The organism is Streptomyces sp. NPDC025793, assembly GCF_055558375.1.
The window spans coordinates 145,443-157,817 of record NZ_JBVHMR010000013.1 but is presented as its reverse complement, the minus strand read 5'-3'; the positions used below and the strand labels follow the sequence as shown (position 1 = coordinate 157,817).

The following is a 12,375-nucleotide window of genomic DNA, read 5'->3' as shown; positions in this document are numbered from 1 at the left end:
CCTGCCCGGCGGGCTTGCCCCGAATGCCCCATCCGTGAATCGGTCCTATCGTGCTGTCATGGAGCACGCACTGAGTCCCGCGACCCTGGCCGAACTGCGGCGCCCGCGTCCCTACCCGGCGGTGTCCGTGCTGACCCCGACACACCGCCGCGAACCGGACAACGGGCAGGATCCCGTCCGGCTGCGCAATGTCCTCACCGAGGCGCGCAAACGCCTGGAGGCCGACCCCGCCGTCACCCGTGAACGACGCAACGACGTCGAGGCCCAGCTCGACCGGGCCCTGTCCGAGGTCGACCTCGCGCACGCCGAGGACGGCCTGGTGATCTTCGCCGCCCCCGGCGAGCACCAGGTGTGGTCCCTGGCCCGCACCGTCCCCGAGCGGGTGGTGCTCTCGGACACCTTCCTCACCCGCAACCTGGTCGCCGCACAGGCGGCCGAGCGGCCGTTCTGGGTGCTGTCGGTCTCCGCGGACCGCGTCAGCCTGTGGAGCGGCGGCGAGGGCCGCGTGGTGGCCGACGACTCCGGCGGCTTCCCGCTGCAGCGCCCGGAGCGGAACTTCGACCCGGAGCGCCAGGAGCAGATCGGCGACACGCCGAGCGCGTACCGCGACGAGTCCACCCGCCAGTTCCTGCGCGACGCCGACATCGCCATGGCCGCGCTCCTGCGCGAGCAGCCCCGGCCCCTGTACGTCACCGGCGAGCAGGCGGCGCTGTCCCTGCTGGACGAGGCGGGCAGCGTGGCCGGGAACGCCGTCCAGGTCCCGCACGGCGGCCTCGCGCACGCCGGTCCGGAGGCCGTGTGGCAGGCGCTGCGGCCGGTGCTGGAGGCCGAGGCCCGCAGGGACACCACGTCCGTCATGGGCGAGCTGACCGCGGCACGCGGTCACAAGACCTACGCGGCCGGTCTGGACGAGCTGTGGCAGAGCGCCCGCGAGGGCCGGGTGCGGCTGCTCGCCGTCGAGGAGAACTTCCGGGCGACCGTCAACGACCTCGGCGACCATCTGGTGCCGGCCGTGTCCGGCGACCTGGAGGCCCGCGAGGACATCGTCGACGAGATCGTCGAGCAGTGCCTGGAGACCGGCGCCGACGTCCGCTTCGTACCCGACGGCGCCCTGGGCGACGCCGACGGGATCGCGGGCGTGCTGCGGTACTGAACCACTCCCCCGGCGGCGCTCCCCGCGCGGCGTACGCTACGGCGTGATCGTCGGTGTAAGGGAGCGCGCGCATGGGTGACCTGCTGGGTGTGGCGGTACTGGGTGCGGGGCACATGGGGGCCGATCACATACGACGGCTCGATCAGGTGGTGAGCGGTGCCAGGGTCGCGGCCGTGGCCGACCCGGACGGCGAGCGGGCGAAGGAGGCGGTGGCCGGCCTCGCCGGAGTCAGCGTGCACACGGACGCCGAGGCCGCGCTCGACGCGCCCGGTGTCGCCGCCGTGCTCATCGCCTCACCCGGCCCGGCGCACGAGGAGGCGCTGCTCGCCGCGTTCGCCCGGGGCCTGCCGGTGCTGTGCGAGAAGCCCATGGTCCCGGACGCCACCGGGGCGCTGCGGATCGTGGAGGCCGAGGCCCGGCTGGGCCGCCGGCTCGCGCAGATCGGCTTCATGCGCCGCCACGACGCCGAGTACCGGCGGCTGAAGACGCTGCTGGACGGCGGCAGCCTCGGCCGGCCGCTGATGCTCCACTGCACCCACCGCAATGTCTCCTCACCGCCCGGCTTCACCAGCGCGATGCTGGTCGACAGCTCGGTCTCGCACGAGATCGACGCGGCCCGCTGGCTGCTCGGGCAGGAGCTGACGGCGGTGACCGTGCTGCGCCCCACGCCCTCCTCGGGTGCCCCGGCCGGCCTGCTCGACCCCCAGTTCGTGCTGTTCGAGACCGACCGGGGCGCGCTGGTGGACGTCGAGGTGTTCGTGAACTGCGGCTTCGGCTACCAGGTGCGCTGCGAGGCCGTGTGCGAGAAGGGCAGCGCCCGGATCGGCGACGAGCACACCATGGTGGTCACCACCGGCGGCGCGGCCCGCGAGGAGGTGGCGCGGGACTACCTCGTGCGCTTCGCCGCCGCCTACGACCGCGAGGTGCAGGCATGGGTCGACGCCACCCGGCGCGGCGAGGTCACCGGCGCGAGCGCCTGGGACGGCTACGCGGCCTCCGCCGTCGCCGAGGCGGGGGTCCGGGCGCTGGAGCACGGCGGCCGGGTGGCCGTCGGCCTCGCCCCGCGCCCGGAGCTGTACGACGTCTGCGCCGGGGTCAGCCGCTGACGCTCGCGGCGCCCGTCTCCAGGTGCCCGGTGAGCCGGCGCGACCAGGTCGCGTCGGAGTCGACGGCCACCGTGAAGTCGTACCAGCCGTTCTGGTACGCGACGGCGTTGAAGAAGTCCTCCGTCGAGGCGCCCGCGGCGACGGTGTAGGTCCAGGGGCCGTCGCCGCGGTAGTGGCCCGAGGTGATGGTGAACGTCACCGACGACGACCCGGAGTTGGTCATCCTGATGTAGAGCGCGAGCTTGCCGGTGCCGGGCTCGACGGCGTAACGGGCGCGCACCTCGGCCGACTTGCCCGCCTTCGTGGCGTCCCCCTGGAAGCGGCGCAGGAAGCGGTTGGGGCCGACCATGGTCAGGTCGTACTGTCCGCCCCCGAAGCCGGTCCCGATGTTGAAGAAGTCGGAGGCGGTGCCGCCCGCGTCCACCGTGTACGGGTACGGCGTGGTGTCGCGGTAGGCGTTCGGGTGGATGGAGAAGTGGGCGGCGCGGGAGGCCGGGGTGCCCTGGTTGGTCATGGTGAACCAGGCGAGGGTCTTGCCTGCCGCGTCGAACTCCAGGTGGTCCAGGTAGCCGTTCGGCTGGTACGGCAGCGCGCGGGCGGGCCGGGTGCCGGGCTCCTGGGCGGGCAGGGCGTTGTCCGTCGGCACCGGATTGGGCAGCGGGCCGCAGGTGTTGATGCCGATGACGCCGGTCGCGGGCAGCGAGACCGCGCCGTGGACCGGGTTGGCGAAGTCGAAGACGCCGGTGAGGTCGCCGCTGACCTGTCGCCGCCAGTCGCTGATGTTGGCGCACCGCACGGGCGTGCCGAGCGCGGTCGTCCAGGTCTCCAGGAAGCGCAGCACCGAGGTGTGCTCGAAGACCTCCGAGGAGACCCAGCCGCCGCGCGTCCAGGGCGAGACGACGATCATCGGCACCCGGAAGCCGAAGCCGTAGGGCACGCCGTTCAGGAACTCCCCGGCCGTGCCGGCGGGCGGCGCCGGCGGGGGCACGTGGTCGAAGTAGCCGTCGTTCTCGTCGTAGTTGAGGAACAGCACGGTCGAGTCGAAGACGTCCGGGTCGGCGGCGAGGGCCTGGTAGACGAGGTTGACGAAGTGCGCGCCGTCGCCGGGCGGGGCGTAGGGGTGCTCGGAGAAGCCCTGGTTGGGGACGACCCAGGAGACCTGGGGGAGGGTGCCCGCGACGACGTCGGCCTTGATCGCGGCGGCGATGTCGTCCGGGGTCGAGCCGGTCACGCTCGGCACCGAGGACATGCCCCGGTCGTACAGCGGGTCGCCGGCCTTGGCGTTCGCGAAGTTCTTGAAGTAGGCGCAGCCGTTGTCCCCGTAGTTGTCGGCCGCGTTCTGGTAGACCTTCCAGGACACCCCGGCGGCCTGGAGCGCCTCGGCGTAGGTCTGCCAGGTCAGGCCGGACTCGTCGCCGCCGTCGTAGGAGGAGGAGTCGACCTTGCCGCTCCACAGGAAGGTGCGGTTGGGGCCGGTGGCGCTGAGAGTGGAGCAGAAGTAGGCGTCGCAGATGGTGTAGTTGTCCGCGAGCGCGTAGTGGAACGGGATGTCGGAGCGGTCCAGGTAGCCGAGCGAGCGGACGTTGCCGACGCCCGCGACCCAGTTGTCCATCCGGCCCTTGTTCCAGGCGGAGTGCTGCGAGGACCACGAGTGCGGCAGGTCGCCGTTGCACTGGGCCAGCGTCTCGCCGTCCTTGCCGCCGGCGGACGGGGTCGCGCTCAGCTTCCACGGGTACTGCCGGCCCAGCCCGTTCGGCTGGTTGAAGACCGGGTATCCGCCGCCGAGGGTGATGCCGCTGCGGTCGTCGAAGCCGCGCACGCCCTTGAGACGGCCGAAGTAGTGGTCGAAGCTGCGGTTCTCCTGCATGAGGATCACCACGTGCTGTACGTCCTTGATCGTGCCCGACGCCGTGGCCGCTGCGGCCGACGCCGTACGGGCGGTGCCGGCGCCCAGCGCCACACCCGCCGCGACGGACGCGCCCAGTCCCACGAAGCCTCTGCGGCTGATCGGTGTCATTCGCCCCGTCCTCGTCACCGGTGCGCCCGTGCGGCACACCGCGCGACAGGGTGCACGGGGTGATCGTCAGGGTCCATACCCGTGCGGTGAGGCGGAGGTGAACAAAAGTCAAAAGACCTGGGCGTCGCTCACACCCCGCCGAACAGAGCACTCAGTCCCCGTTCCACCACCCGCGCCACGTCCTCCTGCCCGGGCGGCACCGCCGCGTAGGTCCGCAACAGGAACCGGCGCAGGGCCGGGGTCTGGAACTGGAGCAGGGCCATCCCGTGGGGCGAGTGGAACTCCAGCACCGTCCGGGTGCGGCCGTACGGCCAGATCTGTACGTCCCCGTGACCGGCCGGGGCGCGCAGCCCGTCGTCGAGCAGGGAGCGCGCGAAGGTCCAGGTGACGTCCTCGCCCTCCAGGGACGCCTCGGCGGGGAAGTCGACGAAGACGGCCAGCGGATCGTCGGCGGTGTACCGCAGGGTGGCCGACACCGGGATCTCCTGATCCTCGGCCGTGACGAGCCGGGCGAGCACGGGCTGTTCGACAGTGGTCTCCATGTTTATATGGAGTGCGCGGGGGCCCTTCGCATGCCGCCAAATCCGGTCAGAGTTCGATGGGTACAGGCCGCTCGACAGGCAGGCGAACACGCGAGCGTCGAACACACGCGTGAGCGCGACACGAAGATCGCTCACACGGGTCAACTCTCGTAGCACTCCTACGACTTGCCCTGCCCGACGCGTACGTCATTCGTGCCCGCGAATCACTCCGGGAAGACTCTGGCATATGCCGGAAGCACCACCGTATCGTGTGTTGCCAAATCCCTTACAGGGCGTCGCGGGCTGTGCAACAGTCGTAACGGTCCCCCGTCCTGCCCTGGCCGTATCGTCCCCCTTCGGAGTGCGTCATGCCGTCCCCAGTCTCCGCGGGCCGCCCAGCCGCCCAGCCCTCCGGGCGCGGCTCGGTCGAGGCGCTGATCACGCAGACGCGGCGGCTCAAGGGCGACGTGGACGCCGTACGGCGGGACACCCGGATCGACGGCGCGGACCCCGAGGAACGCTGGCAGCGCGCCCTGTACGACCTCGCCCTGCACCAACTGGACGACCTGGACACCCACTTGGCGCAGCTCCGGGACGGTCCGGACCCCACGCCGTCCGCTTCCGCCGAGCCCGGCCCGGCCCGGCCCGGCGCAGAGTCCGGGCCGCGCACGGCCCCGTCCGACCTCCCGCACGGCTCGCTGCTCAGCCGGGTCGGCAGCGCGGAGTGGAACCTGCTGACCGACGAGGCGACCTGGTCCGGCGAGCTCTACCAGATCCTCGGCCGCGACCCGGCCGACCCCGCCCTCACCCTGGACGAGCTGCCCTCGCTGGTCCTGGAGGAGGACCGGCCGAAGCTGACCGGGATGGTGACGGGCTGCCTGGTCGACGGCAGGCCGATCGACGGCGAGTTCCGCATCGCCCGGCCCGACGGCTCGGAACGCACGGTGCACATGATGGGCGAGCCCGTGCTCGGCGCCGACGGCGGCACCGCCTCGATGTGGGCCGTGCTGCGCGACGTCAGCGAACTGCGCCGCACCCAGCGGACGGTGCGCGAGACCCGTGACTCGCTGCACCGTCGCCGCAGGCAGGAACAGACCGAGCACCGGATCGCCGCCGAGGTGCAACAGGCCGTGCTGCCGCCCTCGCTCAGCTCCCTGCGGCTCCCGCCCCCGGGACCGAGCCCTCTCGACCTCGCCGCCCAGCGCCTCCCCGCGGCGGCGAGCACCCTGATCGGCGCCGACTGGTACGACGCGCTGAACCTGCCCGGCGGCGAGACCCTGCTCAGCGTCGGCGACCTCACCGGACACGGGGTCGCCGTCGCCTCGGGCATGGCGATGCTGCTCGGCGCCGTGCGCGGCATGGCGCTGGCCGGCACCGGTCCGGGTGAACTCCTCGGCCTGCTCAACCAGTTACTGGACGCCACCGTGCAGCCCGTCCTGGGCAGCGCCGTCTGCTGCCGCTACCGGCCGAAGACCCGCACCCTGGTCTGGGCACAGGCAGGACACCCCGCCCCGCTGCTGTACCGCGGCGGGACGGGGCGGATGCTGACCGCGCCGGACGGCGTGCTGCTCGGCGCGACCTCGGGTGCCGTCTACGGGCAGGCCGAGGAGGCTCTCCGGCCGGGCGACGTCCTGCTGCTGCACACCGACGGGCTGGTACCCGGGCAGACCACGACGGCGGCCGTGGACCGGCTGCTCGACCTCGGCCCACGGTTCGCCGCGGCGTGCACCGCGCAGGACTGTGTGCGGACGGTGGTCGAGGAGTTCGGCGGAGCCGGGCGCGAGGACGACGCGTGCGTGCTCGTCGCCAGAATCACCGCGTGAACCCGGGTATGTCGAACCAACCGGTACAACCGCTGTAACCGGTAAGGGAACTGAGCACGCGGGCCCCTGCGCCCGTGCGCTCACGCCTCGGCGCTGCTGCCCTTGGCCCTCGGCCTGGGCAGGGCGCTCCTGATCTCCTCCCGCAGTTGGTGGATCTTCGGGTACTCGGCGTACTGGGCGGTGAGCTGGTACATCTGGCGCAGCCGGTCCCAGGTGCGACGCGAGGAGTTCGACCCCATCGACATCAGGGCCAGCCGGGCGAAGCGGTCGGCCTGTTCCGGGTCGTCGGCGATGAAGCAGGCCGACGCCATGGAGAGATGGTCGAAGATCTTCGACCGCTCCCGCCCGTCGACGCGCAGGGCGAGCGCCTTCTCCGCGTAGTACTGGGCGTGCGCGGCCGCACTCGGGTCGAAGTCCGCCAGCGTGCGGTAGGCGAGGGCCTGCATGCCGTACAGGTCCTCGTCCTTGAAGGTCTGCATCCAGTCCGGCGTTTCCACGTCGTGCCGGTCGGCGACGAAGAGGTCCTCCGCCTGACCGAGCGTGCGGCGCATCGCCTGGCCCTTGCCCATCGAGGCCTGCGCCCAGGCCTCGATGGTGTGGAACATCGCCTTCGTACGCGGCTGGAGGCGGTCTCCGGAGCCGGTCTGGGCGAGCTTCATCAGGTCCAGGGCGTCGTCGGGCCGGCCCAGGTGCACCATCTGCCGGGCCGCCCGGGACAGGGCCTCCCCCGCACGGGGGCGGTCGCCGCCCTCGCGGGCGGCATGGGCGGCGATGACGAAGTACTTCTGCGCCGTGGGCTCCAGACCGACGTCGTGCGACATCCAGCCCGCGAGGACGGCGAGGTTGGCCGCGACGCCCCACAGGCGGCGCTGGAGATGGGGTGGATGGTGGTAGGCGAGCATGCCGCCCACCTCGTTGAGCTGGCCCACGACCGCCTTGCGCTGAAGCCCGCCGCCGCGGGCCGCGTCCCAGGCACGGAACACCTCGACCGAGCGCTCCAGCTCCTCCACCTCCTGCGATCCGATGGGGGCGGCCTCGTAGCGGTCGAACCCAGCGGGGTCGGCGTGCAGGGGGTCGTCGAGGACGGGGGCGTCGGCCTTCAGGGCCGGGTCGGTGTGCAGCCAGTCGTGCATGGCGCTGCTGAGTGTGGATCCCGCGGCGAGCGCGGCACCCGCGCCCACCAAGCCGCGTCGGTTGAGCATGAGGTCCATTCCCGTGAATTCGGTGAGGACCGCGGCCGTGCGTTCGGGCGCCCACGGCACGCCGTCGGGATGTTCCTCGATCCCGCCGTCCTGCCGTTTCCCGTTACGCCCGTGCCGCACCAGACCGAGGTCCTCGATGGTCACGACACGGCCGAGACGCTCGGTGAACAGGGCCGCCAGCACCCGCGGCACCGGATCGCGCGGGATCTCTCCCATGTCGATCCAACGCCGCACCCGGGAGGTGTCGGTCGACAACTGGGGGTGGCCCATGGCCGCCGCCTGCTTGTTGACCAGCCTCGCGAGTTCGCCCTTGGACCAGCCGGCCAGGCCGAACAGGTCCGAAAGGCGGGTGTTGGGTTGTCCGCTCACTTCAAGCCCCCAGGTTCTCGGCTGACTTGACAGTAGCCCGGTGGAGGTTGCCGAGCGACTATTCGCCACGGTTCGCCAGGGTGCGCCAGATGGTGTGCCACTGCCCATCGGGTGTCAGGTAGGAATGCGCCACCCCGACCCGGTCACCCCAAGTCGGCGAGAGCCGACGGACGTCGATATGACAGGGGCATTCCCCAGGGTGCCTCGGGCGATCGGGCCGGGTTGCGCGCAAGGACTTGCACAGGCAGGCACCGCAGGCACACGAAGGGATCTGTTTCTCCCATGTACGCAGCATCGTCCTCCGTGTCCGCCCCGCCCCGGCCGCTGCGCTCCCGCCCGGCGGGCGGCGGGCCGTACCTCGACCCGGTGGCGCGTCCGGGCGGACCCGTCCCGGTCGCGGGCCGGCTGCGGCGCGTGCCGGGGCAGCCCGGTACGCCACCGCTCAGCGGGAGACTCGACTTGTCCGGTCCCCAGGGGACCCAGCTGCGCGCCGCGATCGCCTCGGTGCACCGGATCTGCCCGGAGTTCGCTCCGGTGCAGGTGCTGCGGCGCAGCGGGCGGTCCGTCCTGATCGTCGGGACGACCGGGCGCAGTACGGCCGTGGCCAAGTGCCTGCTGGACCGCTCACCCGCCTGGGCCGATCGGATCCGTCATGAAATAGCCGCATACCGCTCGTTCGTCCGGCACCGGCCCCCGGTCCGTGTGCCCCGGCTGATCGCGGCGGATCCGGACAACTGCACCCTGGTGATCGAGCGGATGCCGGGCCGGGTGGCGGCGCTCCAGCGGCATCCGGTGGAGGCGCCGCCCCGCCCGGACATCCGGGCCGCGCTGGGCGCGATCTGCCGGGTGAACGCCTGGCGGCCCCCCGCGGGTACGTTCGACAAGCCGCTGGAGTACGGCGCCCGGATCGCCCGGTTCCACGAGCTGGGCCTGCTCACCGACCGGGACCTCGGCGACCTCCAGAAGCTGCTGCACGGCATCGCCCACGAGGTCGGCCGGCACGGCATGCTCCAGTTCAACCACGGCGACGCCCTGCTGTCGAACATCCTGCTGTCACCGGCCGGTCCAGTGCTGGTGGACTGGGAGCACGCGGGCTGGTATCTGCCGGGGTACGACCTGGCGACGCTGTGGCTGGTCCTCGGGGACGCGCCGGTGGCCCGGCGGCAGATCAGCCAGATCGCCCAGTCGGCGGGCCCGGCCTCCCGGGACGCCTTCCTGGTGAACCTGATGCTGCTGCTCACCCGGGAGATCCGGACGTACGAGACCGCGGTGCAGCGCTCGATGCAGGACACCGCTCCGGCGGCCCCGGCCCAGCCGGGTGCCGCGCCGTCCGGCGAGGAACAGCGGCTGCTGCTCCGGCGGCTGCACGACGACTGTCAGCTGGCCCGCAAGGCCGTCCGAGCGGCGGTCGGCACTCGCTGACGGGCACGAAGGTCCGCGGTGCGCCAGAGCGGCGGCGCACCGCGGACCTTCGTGCGTCCGGGCGCACCATCCGCCACGGGCCACCACTGGTGTATGCCAGTGACGCCCCGCAGGCCCGTGCCCCGCCGTGGCGAAACTCGCCGAAACCCCCTCGTGGCAGGGGAAATCAACGGCCCGAATGCATCATTGACGGATCGTCGGCAAGCCGATACCACTGACCGAGCCCGGCGCCGTACGACCCTGCACGCCCGCCTGTCACAGGAGGCCGCATTGCGAGGTTCCGCCACCGATTCCCTGTCCACTCCCGGCCACAGACATCTACGGCGGGCTGCCGTTCCGCTCGCCTCGGCGGCGCTGCTGCTGCCGCTGCTCGGCGCGGCCCCCGCGCAGAGCACCGCCTCCGGCTCGTCCGCGGACCGGCTGCAGCAGGCCTTCGCCGGCGCCGCGGCCGAGTACCACGTGCCGCAGAGCGTTCTGCTGGGCGTCTCCTACCTCCAGTCCCGCTGGGACTGGCACGGCGGCGCGCCGAGCGTGACCGGCGGCTACGGCCCCATGCACCTGACCGACACCCGGACCGCGTTGGCCACCACGGAGCACCACGCCGAGGGCGCGGAGGACGCCCGCGGCGACGGATCCCGCCCGGCCGTCCGTCCCGCCGTCAAGGTGCCGGCCGCGTCGCAGGTCCCGGCCCGGCTGAAGACGCTGCCGAAGGCGGCGCAGCTGACGGGCCGGTCCGCCGAGGAGCTGCGCACCGACCCGGCGGCGAACGTGGCCGGCGGGGCCGCGCTGCTCGCCGCCGCGCAGAAGCAGCTCGGCGAACCGCTGAGCACCGACCCGGCCGACTGGTACGCCGCGGTGGCCCGCTTCTCCGGCGCGGACGACACGGCGACCGCGGCGGCGTACGCCAACGACGTGTACGACGTGCTGCGTTCGGGCGAGGAGCGCACCACGGACGACGGTCAGCAGGTCGTGCTGGCGGCCGAGCCGCGGCTGTCCGCCGACACCGCCCAGCTGAAGCGGGCCGGCCTGCGCACGCTGCCCACGGACGGCGTCGAGTGCCCGAAGTCGGTGTCCTGCGAGGCGGTCTGGGCGCCGTACGCCCAGTTCGGCAACAACGACTACGGCAACCACGACCTCGGCGACCGGCCGGTGTCGCAGCGCATCCGGTACATCGTCATCCATGACACGGAGGGCACCTGGAACGGGGTGCTGAACCTGATCCAGGACCCGACCTATGTGTCGTGGAACTACACGGTCCGCTCCACCGACGGTCTGATCGCCCAGCATGTGAAGGCGAAGGACGTGGCGTGGCACGCGGGCAACTGGTACATCAACGCCGCCTCGATCGGCATCGAGCACGAGGGTTTCCTCGCCGATCCGGACGCCTGGTACACGGAGGCGATGTACCGCTCCTCGGCCAGGCTGGTGAAATACCTGGCCCGCACGTACGGCATCCCGCTGGACCGCGAGCACATCCTGGGTCACGAGAACGTGCCCGGCCCGACCACGTCCACCATCCCCGGTATGCACACGGACCCGGGTCCGTACTGGGACTGGCGGCACTACTTCGAACTGCTGGGCCACCCCTTCAAGCGCACCGCGGGCAGGAAGTCGGGCGTGGTGACCATCCTGCCGGAGTACGCGGTGAACCAGCCGGAGTACACGGGCTGCACCGCGTCGGGCGAGCCCTGTGCCGCGCACGGCTCCGGCGAGGTGCGGCTGTACGCGGACCACGACACCGGCGCCCCGCTGATCAAGGACATCGGCCTGGGCAAGGACCCGACCATCGATGTCAACGACGTGTCCTCGCGGGTCTCCACCGGCCAGCAGTACGCGGTCGCGGGCCGCTGGGGCGACTGGACGGCGATCTGGTACCTGGGCCAGAAGGCCTGGTTCCGCAACCCGCCGCAGGCGCCGACGGCGGTCCCGGCCAAGGCCCTGCTGGTGACGCCGAAGAAGGGGCTCGCAAGCGTCCCGGTGTACGGCCGCGCCTACCCGGAGAAGGAGGCCTATCCGACGGGCGTCCCCGTCCAGTCGGTCGTACCCCTGCCGTACACGATTCCGGCCGGGCAGCGGTACGTGGCCGGTGACGCGGTACCGGGCGAGTACGACTACTCGGTCACCTTCACCACCGACGCGCACCGGGTCGTGGTGGGCAAGGACCTGTACTACGAGATCCAGTACGGCCACCGGGTCGGCTACGTCCGTGCCGCGGACGTCACCCTGGAGGGCTCGGCCCACTAGGGGCCGCGGTGCCTCAGCCCTGCTGGAAAAGCTCCGCCGGGAGCGGCTTCAGCAGGGCGTACAGGTCGTCCGTGATGGGGCGGTCCCAGGCGGCGATGGTCACGAGCACGCCGTCGCTGCGGTCGAACTGGACGCAGGAGATCCGGCTCTCGGAGAGCTTCAGCCGCCGCACGATGAGGAGGTTGTCGCCCTGGAGGACGGGGGTGTCCTCGGTGCCGACGACGCTGACGTCCTCGTCGTTGTCCAGCGCGAGCAGCAGCTGGCCCACCTCGAAGGGGATCTCGTCCTCGGCGACCTCGCGGGCCGGGGAGCCCTCGGGGAGGTTACCGATGATCATCGCGGGGCCGCGGCCGCCGAAGAGGTCGTAGCGCAGGAAGACACCCTGGCAGGTGCCGTCGGGGGCGGGCAGCAGACCCGCGCCGAGATTGCCCGGCCAGTCGCCCGGGTCCATGGCCAGCACGTCGAAGTCGGGTCCGGCAGGAGTGGCGCTGCGGCGGCGGAGGAACGACATGCGGCCA

9 protein-coding genes are annotated in these 12,375 nt (G+C 72.2%); 5 read left to right on the top strand and 4 right to left on the bottom strand.

Annotated elements, in window-relative coordinates; translation table 11 throughout:
• Window positions 1-58 precede the first annotated feature (58 nt).
• Together ACZ4MF_RS24740 and ACZ4MF_RS24735 are read left to right on the top strand one after the other, a co-directional pair.
• Window positions 59-1,153, top strand: a complete 1,095-nt coding sequence (locus ACZ4MF_RS24740; RefSeq protein ID WP_467494102.1) for a baeRF3 domain-containing protein — start codon at window positions 59-61, stop codon at window positions 1,151-1,153.
• Between the two features lie 71 nt (window positions 1,154-1,224).
• Window positions 1,225-2,259: a Gfo/Idh/MocA family protein gene (locus tag ACZ4MF_RS24735; RefSeq protein ID WP_467494101.1), complete on the top strand. Its 1,035-nt coding sequence runs from the start codon at window positions 1,225-1,227 to the stop codon at window positions 2,257-2,259.
• Here ACZ4MF_RS24735 and ACZ4MF_RS24730 read toward each other — a convergent pair.
• Both ACZ4MF_RS24730 and ssgD read right to left on the bottom strand, forming a co-directional pair.
• A complete protein-coding gene (locus tag ACZ4MF_RS24730; RefSeq protein ID WP_467494100.1) occupies window positions 2,249-4,276 on the bottom strand; it encodes a phosphocholine-specific phospholipase C in 2,028 nt (675 codons plus the stop codon). The two genes, ACZ4MF_RS24735 and ACZ4MF_RS24730, sit on opposite strands and share 11 nt — an antisense overlap.
• Before the next feature lie 128 nt (window positions 4,277-4,404).
• Window positions 4,405-4,818 (bottom strand): spore wall synthesis regulator SsgD, encoded by a 414-nt coding sequence (gene ssgD / locus ACZ4MF_RS24725; RefSeq protein ID WP_467494099.1) that lies wholly within the window; start codon window positions 4,816-4,818, stop codon window positions 4,405-4,407.
• Between the two features lie 347 nt (window positions 4,819-5,165).
• Between ssgD and ACZ4MF_RS24720 the strand changes: the two genes are divergently transcribed.
• Window positions 5,166-6,620, top strand: coding sequence for a PP2C family protein-serine/threonine phosphatase (locus ACZ4MF_RS24720; protein WP_467494098.1), 1,455 nt, complete (start codon window positions 5,166-5,168; stop codon window positions 6,618-6,620).
• 80 nt (window positions 6,621-6,700) lie between these two features.
• Here ACZ4MF_RS24720 and ACZ4MF_RS24715 read toward each other — a convergent pair whose 3' ends face one another.
• A complete protein-coding gene (locus ACZ4MF_RS24715) occupies window positions 6,701-8,191 on the bottom strand; it encodes a DNA-binding protein NsdB (RefSeq protein ID WP_467494097.1) in 1,491 nt (496 codons plus the stop codon).
• A gap of 282 nt (window positions 8,192-8,473) precedes the next feature.
• On the opposite strand from ACZ4MF_RS24715, the gene ACZ4MF_RS24710 reads away from it, so the two are divergent.
• Together ACZ4MF_RS24710 and ACZ4MF_RS24705 are read left to right on the top strand one after the other, a co-directional pair.
• Window positions 8,474-9,613, top strand: coding sequence for an aminoglycoside phosphotransferase family protein (locus tag ACZ4MF_RS24710; RefSeq protein ID WP_467494096.1), 1,140 nt, complete (start codon window positions 8,474-8,476; stop codon window positions 9,611-9,613).
• Window positions 9,614-9,883: 270 nt separating this feature from the next.
• Entirely contained in the window at window positions 9,884-11,857 is a 1,974-nt protein-coding gene (locus ACZ4MF_RS24705) for an N-acetylmuramoyl-L-alanine amidase (protein ID WP_467494095.1), read from the top strand.
• 13 nt (window positions 11,858-11,870) lie between these two features.
• On the opposite strand, the gene ACZ4MF_RS24700 is transcribed toward ACZ4MF_RS24705, so the two are convergent.
• Entirely contained in the window at window positions 11,871-12,368 is a 498-nt protein-coding gene (locus tag ACZ4MF_RS24700; protein WP_467494094.1) for a hypothetical protein, read from the bottom strand.
• Window positions 12,369-12,375 lie beyond the last annotated feature (7 nt).